The 21,261-nt window shown below is 62.3% G+C and carries 16 protein-coding genes and 1 pseudogene; 7 read left to right on the top strand and 10 right to left on the bottom strand.

Features of this window, described 5'->3' with window-relative positions; genetic code table 11:
- From purU to CO671_RS15995, 7 genes and pseudogenes are all read right to left on the bottom strand, one after another.
- Window positions 1-90 (bottom strand): annotated as a pseudogene (gene purU / locus CO671_RS16025) (formyltetrahydrofolate deformylase); the annotation flags it as partial.
- A gap of 99 nt (window positions 91-189) precedes the next feature.
- Window positions 190-1,497: a type III glutamate--ammonia ligase gene (gene glnT, locus CO671_RS16020; protein WP_097606737.1), complete on the bottom strand. Its 1,308-nt coding sequence runs from the start codon at window positions 1,495-1,497 to the stop codon at window positions 190-192.
- Window positions 1,498-1,576: 79 nt separating this feature from the next.
- Window positions 1,577-2,905: an FMN-binding glutamate synthase family protein gene (locus CO671_RS16015; RefSeq protein ID WP_097606736.1), complete on the bottom strand. Its 1,329-nt coding sequence runs from the start codon at window positions 2,903-2,905 to the stop codon at window positions 1,577-1,579.
- 14 nt (window positions 2,906-2,919) lie between these two features.
- A complete protein-coding gene (locus tag CO671_RS16010; RefSeq protein ID WP_040141323.1) occupies window positions 2,920-3,606 on the bottom strand; it encodes a GXGXG domain-containing protein in 687 nt (228 codons plus the stop codon).
- A 57-nt stretch (window positions 3,607-3,663) separates the two neighbouring features.
- Entirely contained in the window at window positions 3,664-4,569 is a 906-nt protein-coding gene (locus CO671_RS16005) for a glutamine amidotransferase family protein (protein ID WP_097606735.1), read from the bottom strand.
- 90 nt (window positions 4,570-4,659) lie between these two features.
- Window positions 4,660-5,346, bottom strand: a complete 687-nt coding sequence (locus CO671_RS16000; protein ID WP_097606734.1) for a helix-turn-helix domain-containing protein — start codon at window positions 5,344-5,346, stop codon at window positions 4,660-4,662.
- A 71-nt stretch (window positions 5,347-5,417) separates the two neighbouring features.
- A complete protein-coding gene (locus CO671_RS15995; RefSeq protein ID WP_097606733.1) occupies window positions 5,418-6,377 on the bottom strand; it encodes a GlxA family transcriptional regulator in 960 nt (319 codons plus the stop codon).
- An 87-nt stretch (window positions 6,378-6,464) separates the two neighbouring features.
- On the opposite strand from CO671_RS15995, the gene CO671_RS15990 reads away from it, so the two are divergent.
- From CO671_RS15990 to CO671_RS15970, 5 genes are all read left to right on the top strand, one after another.
- Window positions 6,465-7,715, top strand: a complete 1,251-nt coding sequence (locus tag CO671_RS15990) for a sarcosine oxidase subunit beta family protein (protein ID WP_097606732.1) — start codon at window positions 6,465-6,467, stop codon at window positions 7,713-7,715.
- A 13-nt stretch (window positions 7,716-7,728) separates the two neighbouring features.
- Window positions 7,729-8,010 carry a sarcosine oxidase subunit delta gene (locus CO671_RS15985; RefSeq protein ID WP_097606731.1) on the top strand — a complete coding sequence of 94 codons (282 nt, stop codon included), beginning with the start codon at window positions 7,729-7,731 and terminating at the stop codon, window positions 8,008-8,010.
- Window positions 8,007-10,964: a sarcosine oxidase subunit alpha family protein gene (locus CO671_RS15980; RefSeq protein ID WP_097606730.1), complete on the top strand. Its 2,958-nt coding sequence runs from the start codon at window positions 8,007-8,009 to the stop codon at window positions 10,962-10,964. Before CO671_RS15985 ends, CO671_RS15980 begins: the two co-directional genes overlap by 4 nt.
- A complete protein-coding gene (locus CO671_RS15975; protein WP_097606729.1) occupies window positions 10,957-11,505 on the top strand; it encodes a sarcosine oxidase subunit gamma family protein in 549 nt (182 codons plus the stop codon). The genes CO671_RS15980 and CO671_RS15975 overlap by 8 nt, the downstream gene beginning before the upstream one ends.
- Window positions 11,506-11,968: 463 nt before the next feature.
- Window positions 11,969-13,099, top strand: coding sequence for an RNA ligase (locus CO671_RS15970; protein WP_097606728.1), 1,131 nt, complete (start codon window positions 11,969-11,971; stop codon window positions 13,097-13,099).
- Window positions 13,100-13,388: 289 nt separating this feature from the next.
- Here CO671_RS15970 and rtcR read toward each other — a convergent pair whose 3' ends face one another.
- Window positions 13,389-14,996, bottom strand: a complete 1,608-nt coding sequence (gene rtcR / locus CO671_RS15965) for an RNA repair transcriptional activator RtcR (RefSeq protein WP_097606727.1) — start codon at window positions 14,994-14,996, stop codon at window positions 13,389-13,391.
- 211 nt (window positions 14,997-15,207) lie between these two features.
- On the opposite strand from rtcR, the gene CO671_RS15960 reads away from it, so the two are divergent.
- Complete coding sequence (locus tag CO671_RS15960; protein WP_097606726.1) at window positions 15,208-16,764, top strand: RNA-binding protein; 1,557 nt, start codon at window positions 15,208-15,210, stop codon at window positions 16,762-16,764.
- A 786-nt stretch (window positions 16,765-17,550) separates the two neighbouring features.
- Complete coding sequence (locus CO671_RS15955) at window positions 17,551-18,957, top strand: RtcB family protein (RefSeq protein ID WP_097606725.1); 1,407 nt, start codon at window positions 17,551-17,553, stop codon at window positions 18,955-18,957.
- A gap of 93 nt (window positions 18,958-19,050) precedes the next feature.
- Here CO671_RS15955 and CO671_RS15950 read toward each other — a convergent pair whose 3' ends face one another.
- Both CO671_RS15950 and CO671_RS15945 read right to left on the bottom strand, forming a co-directional pair.
- The gene (locus CO671_RS15950; protein ID WP_097606724.1) at window positions 19,051-20,328 is read right to left on the bottom strand and encodes an L-fuconate dehydratase; all 1,278 of its coding nucleotides are present in this window, start codon (window positions 20,326-20,328) and stop codon (window positions 19,051-19,053) included.
- A 164-nt stretch (window positions 20,329-20,492) separates the two neighbouring features.
- The gene (locus CO671_RS15945; RefSeq protein WP_097606723.1) at window positions 20,493-21,227 is read right to left on the bottom strand and encodes an SDR family oxidoreductase; all 735 of its coding nucleotides are present in this window, start codon (window positions 21,225-21,227) and stop codon (window positions 20,493-20,495) included.
- Window positions 21,228-21,261: the final 34 nt, after the last annotated feature.

Raw genomic sequence — 21,261 nt, 5'->3', positions numbered from 1 at the left:
GTTGCAGCCCTTCTCCGCCAGATAGCTCGAAATCGCCGCAACGATGCCGCGCGTCGATTTGCAGGATACGGTGAGTACGACGTTTTTCATGCTGTCTCTTCCTTGGCCAGATCAGGTGCCCGGGGATGCGACACGCCGAAGCTTGTCAGCCCCGGCGTGTCGGTGGTCATTGAGGAGTCTGTCGGTCCTTCAGATGTCGAGCGTGCTCATCCGCTCCCACTCGGTAAAATGCGAGCAATAGGCATTCCATTCCCGATGTTTGAGCTTGAGGTAGGCGGCGGAAAATTCCGATCCGATCGCCACCTTCAAGCCCTCGTCGGCATCGTAGGCGCGAAGCGCATCGAGCAGGTTGAGCGGCAGCCGCGGCGCGTCCTTCACCAGATGCCCCTCGGCATACATGTCAATATCGTGGTGCGGGCCGGGGTCGGCCTGGCTGCGGATGCCGTCGAGGCCGGCGGCGATGATGATCGCCTGCAGGAGATACGGATTGACCGCCCCATCAGGCAGGCGCAGTTCGAAGCGCCCCGGCCCCGGCACGCGCACCATATGGGTGCGGTTGTTGCCGGTCCAGGTGACGGTGTTCGGCGACCAGGTGGCGCCCGAAGTCGTGCGCGGCGCGTTGATGCGCTTGTAGGAATTGACCGTCGGATTAGTGATGGCGGCAAGCGCCGAGGCATGTTTCATGATGCCGCCGAGGAAGGTCTTGCCCTGAGCAGAGAGGCCGAACGCCATTTCCTTGTCGGCGAAGGCGTTGACCTTGCCGTCGAGGTCCCAGACCGAAATATGGGCATGGCAGCCGTTTCCGGTCAGGCCTTTGAAGGGCTTCGGCATGAAGGTGGCGCGAAGCCCGTGCTTCTCGGCGACCGATTTGACCATGAACTTGAAGAAGGAGTGCTTGTCCGCCGTCCTCAGAACGTCGTCATATTCCCAGTTCATCTCGAACTGGCCATTCGCATCCTCGTGGTCGTTCTGATAGGGCTTCCAGCCGAGTTCGAGCATGTAGTCGCAGATTTCGGCGATGACGTCGTAGCGCCGCATCACCGCCTGCTGATCGTAGCAGGGCTTTTCGGCGGTATCGAACTGATCCGAAATCACCGAACCGTCGGCAGAGATCAGAAAGAATTCCGGCTCGACGCCGGTTTTCACCCTGAGCCCTTCTTTCGCAGCCTCAGCGATCAGTCTTTTCAGCAGCACACGCGGCGCCTGTTCGACAGGCCGATCGTCCATGACGCAGTCGGCCGCAACCCATGCGACGTCTTTCTTCCAGGGCAGCTGGATGACGGAGGAGGCGTCGGGAACGGCGAACAGGTCGGGATGGGCGGGCGTCAGATCGAGCCAGGTGGCGAAGCCGGCAAAGCCGGCGCCGTCCTTCTGCATATCGGCAATGGCTTCGGCGGGGACCAGCTTGGCGCGTTGGCCGCCGAACAGGTCCGTATAGCTGATCATGAAATATTTGATGCCTTTTTCGGCGGCATATTGCGAGAGGTCGAGTGTCACGTTTGTCCCCTTATGTTGATCTTAGACACTTGATGATGAAGCCGGCCGCATCCTCCCAAACGCGCCCGGCCGGGTGTTCTTAGAAGCCGGTCTTGCCGGGGATCCAGTTGGTGCCGGCGAGCGGCACCTGCGCCATGGCCGATGCCTCGATCGTCAGTGCGACGAGGTCTTCCGGCTCGAGGTTGTGCAGGTGGTTCTTGCCGCAGGCGCGCGCGATGGTCTGCGCCTCGAGCGTCATCACCTTGAGATAGTTGGCAAGGCGGCGGCCGGCCGCGACCGGATCGAGGCGTTTTGCCAGTTCCGGATCCTGGGTGGTGATGCCGGCCGGATCCTTGCCTTCGTGCCAATCGTCATAGGCGCCGGCCGTCGTGCCGAGTTTTTGATATTCCTCTTCCCAGTGCGGATCGTTGTCGCCGATGGCAACGAGCGCGGCCGTGCCGATCGCCACCGCATCGGCGCCGAGCGCCAGCGCCTTGGCGACGTCGGCGCCGGAGCGGATGCCGCCCGAAACGATAAGCTGCACCTTCCGATGCATGCCGAGCTCCTGCAGCGCCTGGACGGCCGGACGAATGCAGGCGAGCGTCGGCATGCCGACATTCTCGATGAAGACGTCCTGGGTCGCCGCCGTGCCGCCCTGCATGCCGTCGAGCACGACGACATCGGCGCCGGCCTTCACGGCAAGCGCGGTGTCGTAATAGGGACGCGCGCCGCCGACCTTGACGTAGATCGGCTTTTCCCAATCGGTGATCTCGCGCAGCTCCATGATCTTGATTTCCAGATCGTCGGGGCCGGTCCAATCCGGATGGCGGCAGGCCGAGCGCTGGTCGATGCCCTTCGGCAGGTTGCGCATATTGGCGACGCGGTCGGAGATCTTCTGGCCGAGCAGCATGCCGCCGCCGCCGGGCTTGGCACCCTGGCCGACCACGACTTCGATGGCATCGGCGCGGCGCAAATCCTTAGGATTCATGCCGTAGCGCGACGGCAGGTACTGATAGACCAGCGTCTGCGAGTGGCCGCGCTCCTCGTCGGTCATGCCGCCGTCGCCCGTTGTGGTCGAGGTGCCTGCGATCGTCGCGCCGCGGCCGAGCGCTTCCTTGGCATTGCCGGACAGCGCGCCGAAGCTCATGCCGGCAATGGTGATCGGCGTCTTGAGCGTGATCGGCTTCTTGGCGAAGCGCGAGCCGAGCACCACCGTGGTGTCGCACTTCTCGCGATAACCTTCGAGCGGATAGCGCGAGATCGAGGCGCCGAGAAACAAGAGGTCGTCGAAATGCGGAACCTTGCGCTTGGTGCCGGCGCCGCGGATGTCATAGATGCCGGTGGCAGCCGCGCGGCGGATTTCGGCGAGCGTATAGTCGTCGAAGGTCGCGGATTTGCGTGGCGGGGTATAGGGGTTGTGGTAGCTCATGGATGTCCCTCGCCTCAATACGCGTCGGCGTTGTCGATGTTGAAATTGTAGAGTTTGCGGGCGGAGCCGTAGCGCTTGAACTCTTCGGGCCTGACGTCCGTGACCCCGGCCTTGTCGAGCAGCTCGGCAAGCTTCTCCAGATGCTCGGGCCGCATCTCTTTCTCGATGCAGTCGGCGCCGAGGCTCTTGACCTCACCGCGGACGAAAAGCTTGGCTTCGTAGAGCGAATCCCCCAGCGCATCGCCGGCGTCGCCGAGCACGACGAGATGGCCGGACTGGCCCATGAAGGCCGACATGTGGCCGATGCTGCCGTGCACGACGATGTCGATGCCCTTCATCGAAATGCCGCAGCGCGAGGCCGCATTGCCCTTGATGACGAGCAGGCCGCCTTGGCCGGTGGCGCCGGCATACTGGCTGGCGTCGCCTTCGATGACGACGGTGCCGGACATCATGTTTTCGGCAACACCTGGGCCGGCAGAGCCATGAACCGTCACCCTGCCGCCGTCATTCATGCCGGCGCAATAATAACCGACCGAGCCTCTGACGGCGACCGTGACGGGGCTGTCGATGCCGACGGCGACGGCATGGCTGCCGCGCGGGTTGACGACTTCGAATTCGGTGTCGTTGGCGCCCTTGGAAAGGGCGTGCAGCGCGCTGTTCAGCTCGCGAAGAGGGGTGTTGGCAAGATCGAATGTGGGCATTGGGTCCTCATTGGTCGGGGGAGACGGTCTCGGCCGGCTCCTGCTTTCAGGCGCCCCTCAGGCGGCCTTGTCGTGATCCCAGAAGTAAACGGTTGCCGGCTCCGGCTCCCAGACGCGGGCATTCTCGATGCCGGGAAGGTTGACCAGCGCGCGGTATTCCGAGCCGAAGGCGACATATTGCTCGGTCTCGGCCATGACGGCGGGCTTGCAGGCGATCGGATCGCGCACCACCCCGAAGCCGGACTTGGTGCCGACGACGAAGGTGAAGAAGCCGTCGAGATCGTCGAGCGCACCGGTCAGCGCCTGGCCGAGATCCTTGCCCTTGGCCATCTCGGCCGTCAGATAGGCGGCGGCGACTTCGGAATCGTTCTGCGTCTCGAAGCTCATGCCTTCGCGGATGAGTTCGCGGCGCAGATTGTTGTGGTTGGAGAGCGAGCCGTTGTGCACCAGGCATTGGTCGGCGCCGGTCGAGAACGGATGGGCGCCGAGCGTGGTGACGGCGGATTCCGTGGCCATGCGGGTATGGCCGATGCCGTGGGTGCCGCTCATCGCACGCACGCCGAAGCGCGCCACGACGTCTTTGGGAAGACCGATTTCCTTGTAGATTTCGACGCTCTCGCCCGATCCCATCAGACGGACCGCCGGGCGGATTTCTTCAAGCGCCTTGCGCACGGCGCCGAGCTTCGAGGCTGCGAGCTCGATGACCGCATGCGTGCTCTTGACCGAGACCTCGGCTCTAATGCCGGCCTTATCGAGGTCGCCGGCAAGGCCTTCGAAGTCCGCGCCCGGATTGGCGGACTGAATGGTGATTTTCGCTTTGCCCTCAGCCGTTCCGCCATAGATCGCGATGCCGGCGGAATCCGGGCCGCGATCCGTCATGGTGATCAGCATATCCGAGAGCAGATTTCCCAGCTGGGGTTCAAGGCTCTTGTCCTTGAGGAACAGTCCAACAATGCCGCACATAGCGCGTGCCTCCGTTCATGTTGCGAAAGGAGTAACAGCTCTGTTTGCGGTATTCAACTGGTAGGAATAAATTTTTCTTTTAAGGCAACATCAGCCTCTGGTGACTTGTTGGGGATAGCTGATGATCGAGAGATACCGGCTCGGCAGTTTCACCAGCCGCTCCGGCCCATGCGGCGCATCGGCGTCGAAGAACAGGCTGTCGCCCGGCTGCATCTGGAAAAGCTGGTCGCCGTGGCGATAGACCACCTCGCCTTCGAGCATGTAGAGAAACTCCATGCCCTCGTGCTGGAAGGTCGGGAAGATGTCGGAATCGGCCGTCAGCGTGATGAGGTAAGGCTCGACGATGACGCCGCTCGAATTGTTGTCGATATGGCCGAGCAGATTATACTGGTGGCCGGCGCGTGTGCCGCGGCGTTCGAGCTCGATGCCCTGCCCCGCCTTGACGAAGACGGCATTGCGCGGTTCCTCAAAGCGGCGGAAGAAAGCGGTCATCGGCACGCCAAGCGCCCGCGACAGCGATTGCAGCGTCGTCAGCGACGGCGAGATGTTGCCGTTCTCGATCTTCGACAGCATGCCGAGCGAAATGCCGGTCGCGGCGGCGAGATCGGTGACCGTGATGCCGAGTTTCTTGCGATAGGCCCGCACCTCATGGCCGATCGCCATTTCCAGGTTGTTTTCCTTCGGCTCCCGAACAGCGTGCGGATCCTGGGAAAGGGAAGCGCGTCCGCTATGCGCCTGTTCCGGTTGATTTACTGCTGCTTCACGGTTGGATTTCATGCTGCCGCCTTCCGCTTTGTCCGGGGCAACCCTATCGCCATAGTGAAATTTTCTCAACCGTGAAGAAAAACCTATGCCCGTCGCGCCTCGCGCGGAGCGATTCCGTAGACGTTCCGAAACATCCGGGAAAAGTGGCTCAGACTGGAAAAACCGGTGGCAACGGCGATCTCCGAGACGGAAAGCGGGCTCTGCTTCAAGAGGCGATGGGCATGCTGAAGCCGGATCCGGTGATATTGATCGAGGAATGTGATCCCGAGATGGGCTGCAAACAGCCGGTCGAGATGGCGGGCGGAAACACCGGCGATGCGCGCCATGGCGGCGCGGCCGAGCGGCATCTCGATCGTCTCCTCCATGCGCTCGAGAACGCTGAGCAGGCCGGGATGGTGGACGCCGTAACGCTCGGCGAGCGAGGCGCGCTGGGGTGCGGCAGGCTCGTTGACCTCGGTGTGCAGATACCAGTCGCTGACGCGGCGGGCGAAATCCGGCCCCATGCGCTCGGCGATCAGCACATGCATCATGTCGAGCGGCGCAATACCGCCGCCGCAGGTGATGCGGTTGCCGTCGATCATGAAGCGCGCCTGGCGCGGCGTGAGATCCGGGAAGGCTTCGAGAAGGGCGGCCGCATGTTCCCAATGGATGGTGAAGTCGCGGCCGGCAAGCAGACCGGCGGCGGCCATCAGATAAGGACCACCGGAAATGCCGCCGATCCGAACACCCTCGCGTGACAGCTGCCTGAGACAGGCAAGCACACCGGGATAACGCCAATCCCGCGGCGAGCCGCCGGCGCAGACGAAGGCCGTGCCGAGGCCGGCCCCCCTGACGGGAAGCGGTTCGGCCGGCACAGGCACGCCCGAGGAGGAGAGCACCGGCGCGCCATCCGGCGAGAAGATCGACAGGCGATAGATTTCACGCCCGGCCAGAAGATTGGCCGCCCTGAGCGGCTCGGTCGCCGAGGCATAGGACATCAGCGCAAATCCCGGGATCAGGATGAAGCCGATCTCCTGGACATTTCTGCTATCGGAGGAGGACATGTCTCTTTTCTAACCATTGATGTCCCTATTGCGCAAGTCGCGCGCCGCCTTTCTGGCATCATGCGCCAGTTCTTTTCGGATTGATCCATGCGCTATTCCGCTCTTTCGATTTTCCTCAACGGCCTTCGCGGCAACAAAGCCTGGGCGCCAGCCTGGCGTGACCCGACACCGAAGCCGCATTACGACGTCGTCATCGTCGGCGGCGGCGGGCATGGCCTTGCCACCGCCTATTACCTCGCCAAGGAATTCGGCATCACCAATGTCGCCGTCCTCGAAAAGGGCTATCTCGGCTCCGGCAATATCGGCCGGAACACCACGATCATCCGCTCGAACTATCTGCTTCCCGGCAACAATCCTTTCTACGAGCTGTCGATGAAGTTGTGGGAGGGGCTGGAGCAGGACTTCAACTTCAACGCCATGGTCTCGCAGCGCGGCGTGCTCAACCTCTTTCATTCCGACGCGCAGCGCGATGCCTATACGCGCCGCGGCAACGCCATGCGGCTGCACGGCGTCGATGCCGAGCTTCTCGACCGGCAGGCGGTGCGCAGGAAATTGCCATTCCTCGATTTCGACAATGCGCGTTTCCCCATCATGGGCGGCCTGTTCCATCCGCGCGGCGGCACGGTGCGCCACGATGCGGTCGCCTGGGGTTATGCGCGCGGCTCCGACAGCCGCGGCGTCGACATCATCAGCCAATGCGAGGTCACCGGAATCCGCCGCGAAAACGGTCAAGTGACCGGCGTCGAGACCAGCAAGGGCTTCATCGGCTGCGGCAAGCTGGCGCTGGCAGCCGCCGGCAATTCCACCGTCGTCGCCGATATGGCCGGCCTCCGCCTGCCGATCGAAAGCCATGTGCTGCAGGCCTTCGTCTCCGAGGGGCTGAAACCGTTCATCGATAATGTCGTCACCTTCGGCGCCGGGCATTTCTATGTATCCCAGTCCGATAAGGGCGGCCTCGTCTTCGGCGGCGATATCGACGGCTATAATTCCTATGCCCAGCGCGGCAATCTGGCGATGGTCGAGCATGTCGCCGAAGCCGGCGTGGCAATGATCCCTTCGCTGTCGCGGGTACGTTTCCTGCGTTCCTGGGGCGGAGTGATGGATATGAGCATGGACGGCTCGCCGATTATCGACCGCACCCATATCGGCAATCTCTATCTCAACGCCGGCTGGTGTTACGGCGGCTTCAAGGCGACGCCCGCCTCCGGCTTCTGCTACGCCCATCTGATCGCCCGCAACACGCCGCATCAGACCGCCCGCGCCTTTCGGCTCGACCGTTTCGCCCGCGGCTATCCGATCGACGAAAAGGGCGTCGGCGCCCAGCCCAATCTGCACTGAGGACATTTTGACGATGGCGAGCCTGATTTCCTGTCCCCATTGCGGCGCGCGGCCGAAAGAGGAATTCTCGATCCGCGGCGATGCCGGCCTTGCCAGGCCGGCGCCGGATGCCGGCGCGCAGGCCTGGTTCGACTATGTCTATCTGCGCGACAACCCGCGCGGCCGCCACAGCGAATATTGGCACCATTCCTCCGGATGCCGCCGCTGGCTGATCGTCGAACGCGATACCGTCACCCATGCGGTCCACGGCGTCAGGGATGCCGCCCTTGCGAAGCTCGGCGGAGAACCGGCATGACCAGCTTCCGTCTTTCCTCCGGCGGCCGCATCGACCGCGCCACGACCCTCGGCTTCAGCTTCGACGGTAGGGCGCTCGCAGGCCATCCGGGCGATACGCTCGCCTCGGCGCTGCTTGCCAACGGCGTCCAGCTCGTCGGCCGCAGTTTCAAATATCACCGCCCGCGCGGCATCCTGACGGCGGGTGCTGCCGAACCGAACGCGCTGGTGACGACAGGCAGCGGCGGGCGCACCGAACCGAATACGCGCGCGACGATGATCGAGCTTTACGAGGGGCTGGCGGCCAGGAGCCAGAACCGCTGGCCGTCGCTCGGGTTCGATGTCGGCGCGGTCAACGGCCTGCTCTCGCCCTTCCTCAGCGCCGGTTTCTACTACAAGACCTTCATGTGGCCGGCAGCCCTCTGGGAAAAGCTCTACGAGCCGGTGATCCGCAAGGCAGCAGGCCTCGGCAGAGCCTCCTACGAGGCCGACCCTGACACCTACGAGAAATGCTGGGCGCATTGCGATCTGCTGGTGATCGGCGCTGGCCCAGCCGGCCTTGCCGCGGCACTCACCGCCGGCCGCGCCGGGGCCCGCGTCATCCTTGCCGACGAAGGCCCCGAGCTCGGCGGCAGCCTGCTGTCCGAAAGCGGCACGATCGATGGCAAGCCGGCGGACGCGCTTCTCGGTGAACTGCTGACCGAACTGGAGGGCCTGAAAAATGTGCGCCGCCTGCCGCGCACGACCGTCTTCGGCTGGTACGACGACAATGTTTTCGGCGCCGTCGAGCGTGTGCAGAAGCATGTGGCGCTGCCTGATCCGGACCGCCCGGTCGAACGCTTGTGGCGCATCGTCGCCCGCCAGGCGATCCTAGCGACGGGCGCCGAGGAGCGGCCGCTGGTTTTCGGCGGTAACGACATCCCCGGCGTGATGATGGCCGGCGCCATGCGCAGCTATCTCAACCGGCAGGCGGTGGCGCCGGGCAAAAGCACTGTCATCTTCACCACCAACGATGCGGGATACCGTACGGCGGCCGATCTGGAAGCGGCCGGTCTCGCCGTCGCGGCGATCGTCGACAGCCGCGCCGATGGGGGAAAGATCTGGCAGGGTCGCGCCGAGGTGCTGAGGGGCGCCCGGGTGATCGATGCCTTCGGCGGCAAGCGCCTCAACGGCGTCAGCGTCGAAACCGCAAGCGGCACCCGCCGCATCGACGCCGATGCGCTGGCCATGTCGGGCGGCTGGAGCCCGATCATCCATCTTGCCTGCCACCGCAGCGGCAAGCCGCAATGGTCGGACGAGGCCGCGGCCTTTCTGGCGCCGGCCGCGCAAGACGGCCTTGCCGTTGCCGGTTCGGCCGCCGGCCTCGAGGAAATCGCGGCCTGCCTCGGCGATGGAGCCGCAAAGGCAGCTACCGCCTTGAAGGCGATCGGCTTTGCAGCGGCGGAACCGGCTTTTGCTGCTGTCCAGGAGGCCGCTCAGCCCGCAAAACCGCTCTGGTCGGTCAAGGGCTCGAAGGGCAAGGCTTTCGTCGATTATCAGAACGACGTGCATCTTAGGGATTTCGGCCTCGCCGTGCGCGAAGGCTACGGCCATGTCGAGCTTGCCAAGCGTTATACCACGAGCGGCATGGCGACCGACCAGGGCAAGCTTTCCAATATCAACGCCATCGGCATTCTCGCCGAGGCGCGCGGCGTGTCGCCGGCCGAGGTGGGAACGACGACCTTCCGGCCGTTCTATACGCCGGTCTCCTTCGGCGCTTTGACCGGGGCGTCGCGCGGCAAGGATTTCCAGCCGGCGCGCAAATCGCCGCTCCACGGCTGGGCGAAAAAGAACGGCGCCGTCTTTGTCGAAACCGGCCTGTGGTACCGTTCCTCCTGGTTTCCGCGCGCCGGTGAGACGACGTGGCGAGACAGCGTCGACCGCGAAGTGCTGAACATCCGCAAAAATGCCGGCCTCTGCGACGTCTCGACCCTCGGCAAGATCGAAATCTTCGGCAGCGATGCCGCGACCTTCCTCGACCGGGTCTATTGCAACGGCTTCGCCAAGCTTGCGGTCGGCAAGGCGCGTTACGGCATCATGCTGCGTGAGGACGGCTTCATCTATGACGACGGCACCACCAGCCGCTTCAGCGACGAGCATTTCTTCATGACGACGACGACGGCGCTTGCCGCCGGCGTGCTCACCCACCTCGAATTCTGCGCTCAGACGCTGTGGCCGGAGCTCGACGTTTGCTTCGCCTCCTCGACCGACCAATGGGCGCAGATGGCCGTGGCCGGGCCGAAGTCCCGCGCCATCCTTGCCGAGATCGTCGACGAGGATATTTCCGATGCCGCCTTCCCCTTCATGAGCGCCCGCAAGGTGTCGCTATTCGGCGGCCGTCTCGAAGGCCGGCTGTTCCGCATCTCCTTCTCCGGCGAACGCGCCTACGAGCTGGCAGTGCCGGCCGGCTACGGCGAAAGCGTTGCCGACGCCATCATGGCGGCCGGGGAGAAACACGGCATCTGCGCTTACGGCGCCGAAGCGCTCGGCGTCCTGCGCATCGAAAAGGGCCATGTCACCCACGCCGAGATCAACGGCACGGTCACCCCTGATGATCTCGGCTTCGGCCGCATGGTGTCATCGACCAAGCCGGATTTCATCGGCAAGGCGATGCTTGCCCGCGAGGGCCTGCAGGATCCCGAGCGCCCGCGCCTCGTCGGCGTCAAGCCGCTCAACCCGGCAAGCGGCTTCCGCACCGGCTCGCATATCCTTGCCGAGGGTGCGGCGGCGACGCTCGAAAACGATCAGGGCTACGTCACCTCAAGCGCCTTTTCGCCGACGCTCGGCCATAAGATCGGCCTGGCGCTGGTCCGGCGAGGACCGGAACGCATCGGCGAAAAGGTGACGGTCTGGAACGGCCTGCACAATGAATACACCGATGCGGTGCTCTGCCATCCCGTCTTCATCGATCCCGAAAACGAGAAGCTCCATGCCTGATCTTCCCCAGCACAGACCGGTTCTTGCCGGAGCGGTATATAGTGGCATTTCCGGAGCAGACATCCGGCTGGAGGCCCTGCCGGAAGGCCATCTGCTGCACGTGCTCGGCACGATCGAACCGGCGGCACTGGCCGCGGAATTGGCCAAAGCCGGCTTTACCAATAGTTCGATCCGCAAATCCGGCTTCCGCCAATGGTTCGTCGCCGGCAACGAGCCACTTTCCCCCGCCAGCCTTGCCGCCCTTGCGGCAGTACTCGCGGGAAAAGCCTTCGTCATGGACCAGAGCCACGGGCGCGTGCGCATCGGCATCTCAGGCCGATCCTCGCGGTTGCTTCTCTCAAAAGGCACCGCCATCGATCTCGATTCCGCCGTTTTCCCGGAAGGCAGTTCGGCGATGACCATGATGGGTCACATCTCCGTACAGATCTTCCGCACCGGCGATGACAGCTTCGAACTCACTGTTCTGCGCAGCTTCGCCGAAAGCCTCTGGGACGAACTCAGGCATATGGCGGCGAGTGCTGAAAAGGACGGTGGCGCTTAAGGGCCGCCGTGCCGGCGCAAAGATCGACGATTGAGCGAAAATAGCTGTAAGGTTCAACTTTCCGGCGCGGTGGCACGCAGCCATTGACCGTCGAGCCAACACGAGAATTCGCTACAGTGGAGAGGGTGGCGGCGAAATTTTTAGGGACTGACACAGATGGTAAGCGGTGCCCCAATCAGACCTTGTGGCAGCCTAGATAATGCCGCGAGATAAATTTCTTTGAGCATGATTGATCGAACCGTTATCTCGAATCGAATTCACGATTCGACGCGGGGATCGCGAACGCCAGTAGCGAAATCATTGGCAAAGGATGTGCGGGGTCCGAACCCAATAGGCGTTGCATCCATCAGAGCGGACGATCAAATCTATTAGTAAATCGCGTTTGACGGAGTGGAACGGCTGAACAATTGATAAATCAGCCAAAATTAATTCTGAAGGCGATAAAAGAGGGTGCTGTGAAAAGATGAACGACCCGATACACCCTGCACGCCAAATCCCGTTTCCCGATCTTATCGCTGGCTTGAAGCGAGCCCAAGGGCTCGGTCATGTCCATCGCCGTCAGAACGCAACCGGTACTTTGCAGCTCTACATCTATACCCCCCGGTGCGTATATGAGGATGGTTGGGATCAGTTTTCGCTGATCGCTCGCGGTCTCATTGTGGACGAGGGCGCTGGTCGGGTCGTTGCCACGCCGTTTCCGAAGTTTTTCAATGCCGACGAGCGGCATGGCGACGTACCCGATCTGCCGTTTGAGGCGTTCGAAAAGCTCGATGGTAGTCTGATAATCGTGTTCAATGATGCTGGCCGTTGGCACGCAGCCACCAAAGGCGCGTTCGACTCCGAACAGGCCCTATGGGCTCAAGCACGCTTGGATGCCCACGATCTCTCCGGTCTGTCGCCGGATACGACATATCTGTTCGAGGCGGTATATCCGGAAAACAGAATCGTCGTGCGATATGCGGAGCCTGCCATGGTGATGTTGGCGGCCTACCACGCTTCAGGTCTTGAAGTAACCTACGACGAGGTTCGAACGACCAGCCAAGCGTTGGGATGGCGTGCGGCCGAACGCCATGAATTCGGGAATATGGCGGACATGATGCTCCATACTGCAACGCTCCCACGCGACAACGAGGGATTTGTCGTTAGATTCACAAATGGCTTGCGCCTCAAACTCAAAGGCTCCGAGTACCGTCGTATCCATGCGTTGATCTCACGCTGCACGCCATTGGCAATGTGGGAAGCAATGGCCGCCGGGGACGACATGGCCGCGATTCGTCGTGATTTGCCGGAAGAGTTTTGGAGCGATTTTGACAACATCGTACTCCTCCTGACGAAGGAATACGCGGCGATGGAAAGGAAGGTCGCTGAACTGGCAGCATCTGTCGCCCATCTTTCCGATAAAGAGTTGGGATTGTCGCTCAATTCACTGCCTGCTGACGTGGGTCCTTACGTTTTTGGCTTACGAAAAGCAGGTGCAATCGTAGGCAGGTCCCGAGACGCGTTGATGCGTTCCATCAGACCCACTGGCAACGTGTTGCCAGGTTACCAGCCGTCATATGCCATGGGGCGTGTGATTGATGAGGCAACATCGTAGATTTGCAGCGTACAGTAGCTCTGGCGTGAATGCAGGATTGGAGAAGGCCTCGGCTGAGAGGTTCCTTCGGCTGTGATATTGAAGCAATAATGCGTTAAATAGCGGCATCAGTGGAACGTGTGCTTTGCTCCAGAAGACGTTCTATAGGTGAACCTCACGCCCAGACTTCCTGGTCGTGAAAACCTCCAATGTACTCTCCATGGAGAAACTCCCGTTGCTCGTCCATGGCCGATCACAGATTAGCCCAGACAGGGCAACGTGGGAGTAGAACACCGGTTACCACAAGCCTTTATCCGGCTTTCCTAATGTCCTCGAATCTGAGGCTGAAGCGCGCGAGATATTTACTCAGGCGATCGGCGTCGTTGCTGCTCTTTTTCTCCAGTCGCGTGATCGCAAACAGGGCTCTGCCCGCAGCACTTGCCGTGGCATATTGACGGCAGGTGTGGAGAACAGTGGCAAGCTGGGCTGCGTCGAAGCGATCGAGGCGCGCAGCAGCTTCCGCACCCAGCACGTCTTCAATGATCAGATCCACCCTGCCGTCGTCACTTGAGCTGCGCCAAAACGCATTCAACCGTCGGACTTCATCGTCAACGACGTCGGTCGTGATGCGCCCATGCGGCGCGAGGGTCGCCATACGGGTCACCGACGCCGAGAGATCGCGAAAGTTGGCGCTCCAGACGGCTTGTGAGCCGGTTGCGAAACTCAGGTAGCGGTCGCGTGCTTCCTTGTTGAACGTCACATTTTCGCCTTCTCGTTCCAGATAGCGCCGGAGCTCGAAGTCGAGATTGGGTTCTATGTCCTCCTTGCGCTCGCGCAGGGCCGGCAGCCGGAACGTCCAGAGGTTCAGCCGGGCATAGAGATCTTCGCGAAACCTGCCTTTGCGGACATCCTCGCCAAGATCGCGATTGGTGCCGGCAAGCAGCTGAAAGTCCGCGGAGGCCTCCCGATCAGCGCCCACGGGCAGGAACTTCTTTTCCTCGATCGCGCGCAGGCACATGGCCTGCTCGTCAAGGCCGAGTTCGCCAATCTCGTCGAGGAACAGCACGCCTTTGTCGGCGGACTTGAGCAAGCCGGCACGCTCGCCGGCGGCGCCCGTAAACGCGCCTTTCACATGGCCGAACAGGGTGGACATGGCCTGGTCGCCGCGCAGGGTCGCGCAGTTGACCTCGATGAACGGACCGCTGACCTTGCGCTGGCTCTTCTTCAGCTCGTAGATCCTGCGGGCGAGCTGCGACTTGCCGGCGCCGGTCGGCCCGGTCAGGAGAACGGGCGCGGTCGAGCGGATCACCACCCTCTCGATCTCGTCGATCATTCTGTTGAAGGCGGCGCTGCGGGTCGAAATCCCCGATTTCAGGAAGGAGGCGGCGTCTTCGCGCTCGGAGGCGAAGCGCTTGGCGATCTCGTCATAGCGGGAAAGGTCGAGGTCGATGATCCGATGCGTGCCGGCGAAATCCTGTTCCGGCTCGCGGTCGCGCGGCGGCGAGAGCTGCAGCAGCTGGCCGGGAATGATGCGGGCTTCGGTCAGCAGGAACCAGCAGATCTGTGCCACATGAGTGCCGGTGGTGATGTTGACGAGATAGTCTTCCGTTTCGGGGTCGAAGTTGTAGTTGCGGGCAAAGTCCCTGAGGTGCGTATAGACCTCCGAAAAATCCCAGGGGTCCCGGAAGTTGATGATGTTGCTCCGCACCTCGGTTGCCGGCGCCACGGTTTCGATGTCGGCAACGATACGGTGACAGAGAGCTTGCGAGTGGTTGTCGAGGATCAGCTCCAGCCGGTCGATGAACAGGCCCGGTTGCTGGCAGAGCGCGACATTGGGGCGCCAGCGGCTCCAGCGATTTTCCCATTTCCCTGCGTCCAGGGTGGTTCCCAATATGCTGATGGCGACACGGCGCTTCATGACTTATCCAAAATTATAAAGCTATATAGTTTTCGATAATATAATCGGGATGTGGATTTTCGCAATTCATGATTGTGCGTGAAGGCTTCAAAAAAATTTAATATTTAAAAACAAACAGATAAAATAAAAATGCAGGCGGGAGGTGTTCTTTTCTCCAAACTGGCACGTGTCTTGAAAGGTATCTGGCACGAACCACACAAGAGGGGCTGTCATGGTCAACAAGGCGATCTTCAAAACCTACCTCGGAAAACTACTTCCGGGAACGGACACAAAAAATCATGAAGCGGCCCCTGCCTACCGGCTGACGCCGCGCGAGGCGCTGGCGCAATATGCTGTGACCGGGACGTTCAACGGCACCTTCTATGCTGAAGGAGCTGAGCAGCTCGACGCGGTAAAGGCGCTTGCCCTTCAGGTCGAGCCGGAATTTCTCGCCAAGCTGGCCGTTTACGCCGCCGAAAAGGGTCACATGAAGGACATGCCGGTGACGTTGCTCGCCATGCTTTCCAGCCTTCAGAGCGATGCCTTCGCCCGTGCATTTCCGCGGGTGGTGAAGAGCGGCAAGATGCTGCGTGGCTTCGTGCAGGTCATGCGCTCTGGCGCCGCGGGTCGCAAGTCGCTCGGCACACGCCCGAAGAAGGTGGTGCAGGCGTGGCTCGAACGGGCCGGCACCGAGCAGATCCTGCGTGCGATGGTTGGAAACGATCCTTCGCTCGCCGACGTCATCCGCATGGTGCATCCGAAGCCGGCTACAGAGGAGCGCAAGGCGCTTTATGCCTGGGCGATCGGCAAGCCGCACGACTACGCGGCCCTGCCGGAGCTCGTCAGGGCATTGGAAGCGTTCCGGCGTGACCAGACGGTGCCGGTGCCTGATGTGCCGTTCCAGATGCTGACCTCGCTGCCGTTGACGCGGGAGCATTGGGTCGAGATCGCCCGCAAGGGCGGCTGGCAGATGGTGCGGCAGAACCTCAACACCTTTGCACGCAACGGCGTGTTCGAGGTCGAGGGTTTTGCCGAGGCGCTGGCGGCGCGGCTTGCCGATCCGGAGGAAATCCGCAAGGCAAAGGTCTTCCCCTATCAGTTGATGATGGCGTGGAAGATGGTCGACGGCCAAGTTCCGGATGTCGTGCGGGATGCGCTTCAGGACGCGATGGATATCGCCATCGCCAATGTGCCGTCCCTGATGGGCAATGTCGTGCTCTGCCCCGACGTATCGGGTTCCATGGGCTCGCCCGTGACCGGTTACCGGAAGGGCGCGACGTCCTCGGTTCGTTGCATCGACGTCGCCGGTCTGATGACTGCGGCGTTCCTGCAGCGCAACCCGAAGGCGCGGGTGCTGCCGTTCGAGAATGACGTGGTGCGCGTCAGCCTCAACAAGCGGGATTCGGTGATGACCAATGCCGGTAAGCTGGCGAAAATCGGTGGCGGAGGAACCAACTGCTCCGCACCGCTGAAGAGGCTGGCAAACGAGAGGGCCAAGGTCGATCTCGTCGTGTTCATCTCGGACAATGAGTCCTGGGTGGATGCGCGCGGCAGCGGAAAGCCGACGGCGGTAATGACGGAATGGGCCAGGATCAAGCGGGTCAACCCGGCTGCAAAGCTGGTCTGCCTCGACATCCAGCCCCACGCCTCGACGCAGGCGCCGACACGGGAAGACGTGCTCAACATCGGTGGCTTCTCGGATGCCGTCTACGGGGTGATCACGGCTTTCGCGGCCAATAGCAAAGGAGCGGATGGCTGGGTGAAAGCCATCGAAGCAATCGAGCTCTGACGGGCTCACAGGAAGCAATATCCTCGCGCCGCCGTGAACGGCGCGGGGAGCCGTGACGAATGCCGGATGAAACTACAGATCGTCAATCTCCAGGTCGCGGGTTCGAATCCCGTCGGGTCCTCCAGTTTATGGACCCGTAGCTCAGCGGATAGAGCAGGACGTTTCACCACACCTCGTCGTCACGGACGAATGGAATGACATGGCGAATGCATGGGGAACTACATCTGTGTCGCGAGTTCGATTCTCGCCAGGGCCTGGTCCTGTAGCTCAGTTGGTAGAGCAAGCTGTTCCTCGCACACTTGTCGCCATGACGAAGATTGCAGTGGCGAATGCCGGACGGAACTACAGCCTCCAAAGTTGGATGGTCTGGCAGGTTCGACTCCTCCTGGGCATACGCTCTCTGGCACGAGCGGGGCCATCCGGTTTCGTCCATCCTCGTCGCCGCTGCGACCCTCCTGCCATGCAGGAAACTACCCCGGCGAATGCCGGCAGGACTACAGGTAGAGCGGCCCGTCGGATTTCCGGCGGGCAGGTCGGATGTTCAAATCATCCCGTGTTTCCGAAGGGAGCACGTAGCTCAGTAAACCGTCCTGCCAAATCTCGTCGCCGGGACGATGGTAAGGCTCTGGGCGAATGCCGCCGGTGATTACAGGGGCCGCATCGCGCCATGATCATGGAATGCGTGCGGTGAGATAGATCTCCGGCAATGCTCGTCGCTCAGGCGGTGTGAAGAGAAGCAACTGAACAAGAAGGACTGCAGACGCAGAAAAGACAATGATAGCGGTAATGAGCGGACAGGATTTGATCGATGCCGGCATGAGCCAGGGGAAGTGGTTTCGCCCGGCTCTCAACGCGGCCAACGCGGTTTTGAGCCAGGGTGGCTCGGCGACCGATGCGCTGGAGGCGGCAAGGGCCTTCCAGCCCGGGCCGACGCTTGCCTTGAAAGCCGATAACGATATCGAGATCTATTCCAACATCCGCGCCGAGAATGCCTTCGAGCAAGATAATGTCGAGAAGGTCAACGCGACGATGCGGGCGCTGGTGCGCACACCGGTCGTTCGTTCCGCGGCGATCATGCCGGACGCCTGCCCGGCGGGTCCGGTCGGAACGATCCCGGTCGGTGGCGTGGTGGCATCCGAAGCGATCCATCCCGGCATGCACTCGGCCGATATCTGCTGCTCCATGGCGATCTCGATCTTTCCTGGCGTGGATCCGAAGTCGCTTCTGGATGCCGTGCACGGCGTGACGCATTTCGGTCCCGGCGGTCGGCCCCGCGGCGCGCAGCTGAAGCCTTCCGAGGCGACGCTTTCGGCCTTCGAGCAGAATCCCTATCTGCGCGACGGCGTGCTGAGCGCCGGCATCGAGCATTTCGCCACCCAGGGCGACGGCAATCATTTCGCCTATGTCGGAACGATGAAATCGACCGGCGAAACCGCGCTTGTGACCCACCACGGATCGCGGGCACCGGGGGCGCGGCTCTACGACAGGGGCATGAAGGTCGCCAACCGGTTTCGGGAGCGCATTTCGCCCGAGACGCATCGGGAAAATGCCTGGATTCCGGCAGATACCGAGGAAGGTAACTTTTACTGGTCGGCGCTGCAGACGATCCGCCAGTGGACGAAAGAAAACCACTATGTCCTTCACGACATGGCGGCGGAAAAACTCTCGGCCAAGGTCGCGGACCGCTTCTGGAACGAGCATAATTTCGTCTTCCGGAAGTCGGACGGGCTGTTCTACCACGGAAAGGGTGCCACCCCTGCCTTCGACAACTGGGCGCATGACGCGACCGATCTGACCATCATTCCGCTCAATATGGCGGAACCGATCCTGATCGTTCGTGGCTCGAACGCTGCCCATGGCCTCGGCTTCTCACCGCATGGCGCCGGCCGCAACTTTTCGCGCAGCGCGCATATGAGGCAGCTGTCTGCGGAGTATGGGGCGGATTCGCGAGGTCTGAGCCCGAACAACATCGCGGCTATCCTGGAGAAGGAAACAAGCGGTCTCGACGCGCGGTTTTTCTCCGGTTTCGCCGATGTGTCGGAACTGCCGAGTGCCTACAAGAGCGCTGCGAACGTGCGGGCGCAGATCGAGCACTACGGTCTCGCCGACGTGGTCGACGAGGTGATCCCCTACGGGAGCATCATGGCCGGCGACTGGCAGCAGAATGCGCCCTGGCGTAAAAAGCGCCGGTAAAGACGAGGGAAGGCAACCAGGCTTGCCTTCCCTCAAATGCGCTCGGGCATATGGCGGTTGTCGCCGACAGGGATAGCGGCGCCTAAGGCCGCATTAGCCGCGAAATGTATAGCTGCTGATCGAAGCCGGTTTCATCTCGATGGAGAAGCCCGGCAGGGTGGGCGGCATATAGGCGGCGTTCTCGATCCGGCAGGGGTCGAGGAAGTGTTCGTGCAGGTGATCGACATACTCGATGACGCGGCCGTCCTTGGTGCCTGACACCGCGACGTAATCGATCATCGACAGGTGCTGCACATATTCGCAGAGGCCGACGCCGCCGGCATGCGGCCAGACCGGCAGGCCGAACTTGGCGGCGATCAGCAGCACCGACAGGACCTCGTTCAGCCCGCCCATGCGGCAGGAATCGATCTGGACGATGTCGATCGCGCCCTCGGCGATGAACTGCTTGAACATGATGCGGTTCTGGCACATCTCGCCGGTCGCGACCTTCACCGGCGCGATCGCCTGGCGGATCTTGCGGTGGCCGGCGACGTCATCGGGGCTGGTGGGCTCCTCGATGAAAAAGGGCTTGGCAAAGGCGAGCGCCTTGACCCAGTCGATCGCCTGGCCGACGTCCCAGACCTGGTTGGCGTCGATCATCAGGTAACGGTCGGGGCCGATCACCTCGCGGGCGATCCGCAGACGGCGGATATCGTCTTCCAGATCGCGGCCGACCTTCATCTTGATGTGGTTGAAGCCGGCGTCGATCGCCTCCTGGCAGAGGCGGCGCAATTTCTCGTCCTCATAACCGAGCCAGCCAGCCGAGGTCGTGTAGCAGGCATAGCCCTCCTTTTCGAGCAGAGCGATGCGCTCGGCCTTGCCCGCCTCGGCGCGCTTCAGGATTTCGACGGCTTCGGCGCGCGTCAGCACATCGGTCAGATAGCGGTAATCGACGATATCGGCGATCTCTTCCGGCGACATCTCGGCGACGAGCCGCCAGACCGGTTTGCCGGCCTGGTTGGCGAGCAGATCCCAGACGGCATTGACGACGGCGCCGGTCGCCAGATGGATGGCGCCCTTTTCCGGGCCGATCCAGCGCAACTGGCTGTCGCTGGTCAGATGCCGCCAGAACTTGCCGGGATGGGCGAGCACGTCGGTAAGCTCGGCGCCGACGATGAGATGGCGCATCGCCTCGATCGCCATGCAGCAAATGTCGTTGCCGCGGCCGATGGTGAAGGTCAGGCCGTGGCCGGCAAGATCAGGCGCGTCCGTATCGAGAATGACATAGGCGGCCGAATAATCCGGATCGGGGTTCATCGCATCGGACCCGTCCAGGCTTTGTGAGGTGGGAAAGCGGAGATCGAAGACGCGAAGGTCGGTGATGCGGGTCATGTTGTTCCTCCCGATTGCAATGGCCGGATCGGCCGGCAGCCTGCCGGCCTCCTCATCGGCGAAAGCGCGTTGCGATCTTTCCGATTCGCTCCTCGCGCTTTAGGTCGTTGTTTTACGCATGTCGTCATCGAACCGCTGCGCGGTTTTGCGCGATATGCGCTGCGTCAGATCGTCCAGCCGCCGTCGATAGCGATCGCCTGGCCCGAGGTGTAGGTGGCGCCGGCGAGATAGACGGCAAGATCGGCGATCTCTTCCGGCGAACCGAGCCGGCCCATCGGCTGGCGGGCGATGAAGGCGGCGCGGGCCGCATCGTAATCGCCGCCGGCGCGCATGCGGTCCTGCAGCGACGGGCTTTCCACTGTGCCCGGGCAAATGGCATTGCAGCGAATGCCTTCGGCGACATAATCGGCGGCGACGGATTTGGTCAGGCCGATGACGGCGGCCTTGGTGACGCCATAGGCGAAGCGGTTCGGCACGCCCTTGATGCTGGAGGCGACGGAGGCCATGTTGATGATCGCCCCGTCCTTGCGCTCGAGCATGCCGGGCAGTACGGCGCGGATGGTGCGGATCATCGCCTTGACGTTGAGGTCGAGGGCGAATTCGAAATCGGCATCCTTCATCTCCAGGATCGATCCGGCATGGACGAAGCCGGCGCAGTTGAACAGCACGTCGACCGCGCCGATCTCGGCGACGAGGGCCTTGACCGCATCGTCTTCGAGCACGTTCAGCTTATGGGTGGAAACGCCGGTTTCGGCGGCGAGCGTCGCCAGCGCGTCGGTGTTGATGTCGGTGGCGTGGACCTTGGCGCCGGTCGCGGCAAAGGCTGCCGCCGTCGCCCGGCCGATGCCCTGGCCGGCGGCGGTGATGAGAACGGTCTTGCCGGAAAGTCTGTTTGTCATGTCACGGGCCTTTTCTGGAATTGTCTGCGCGGGC

The organism is Rhizobium sp. M10 (assembly GCF_002531955.1).
Lineage (GTDB): Bacteria > Pseudomonadota > Alphaproteobacteria > Rhizobiales > Rhizobiaceae > Rhizobium > Rhizobium etli_C.
The sequence above is the reverse complement of the archived record's forward strand: the minus strand, read 5'-3'. Positions and strand labels throughout refer to the sequence as shown.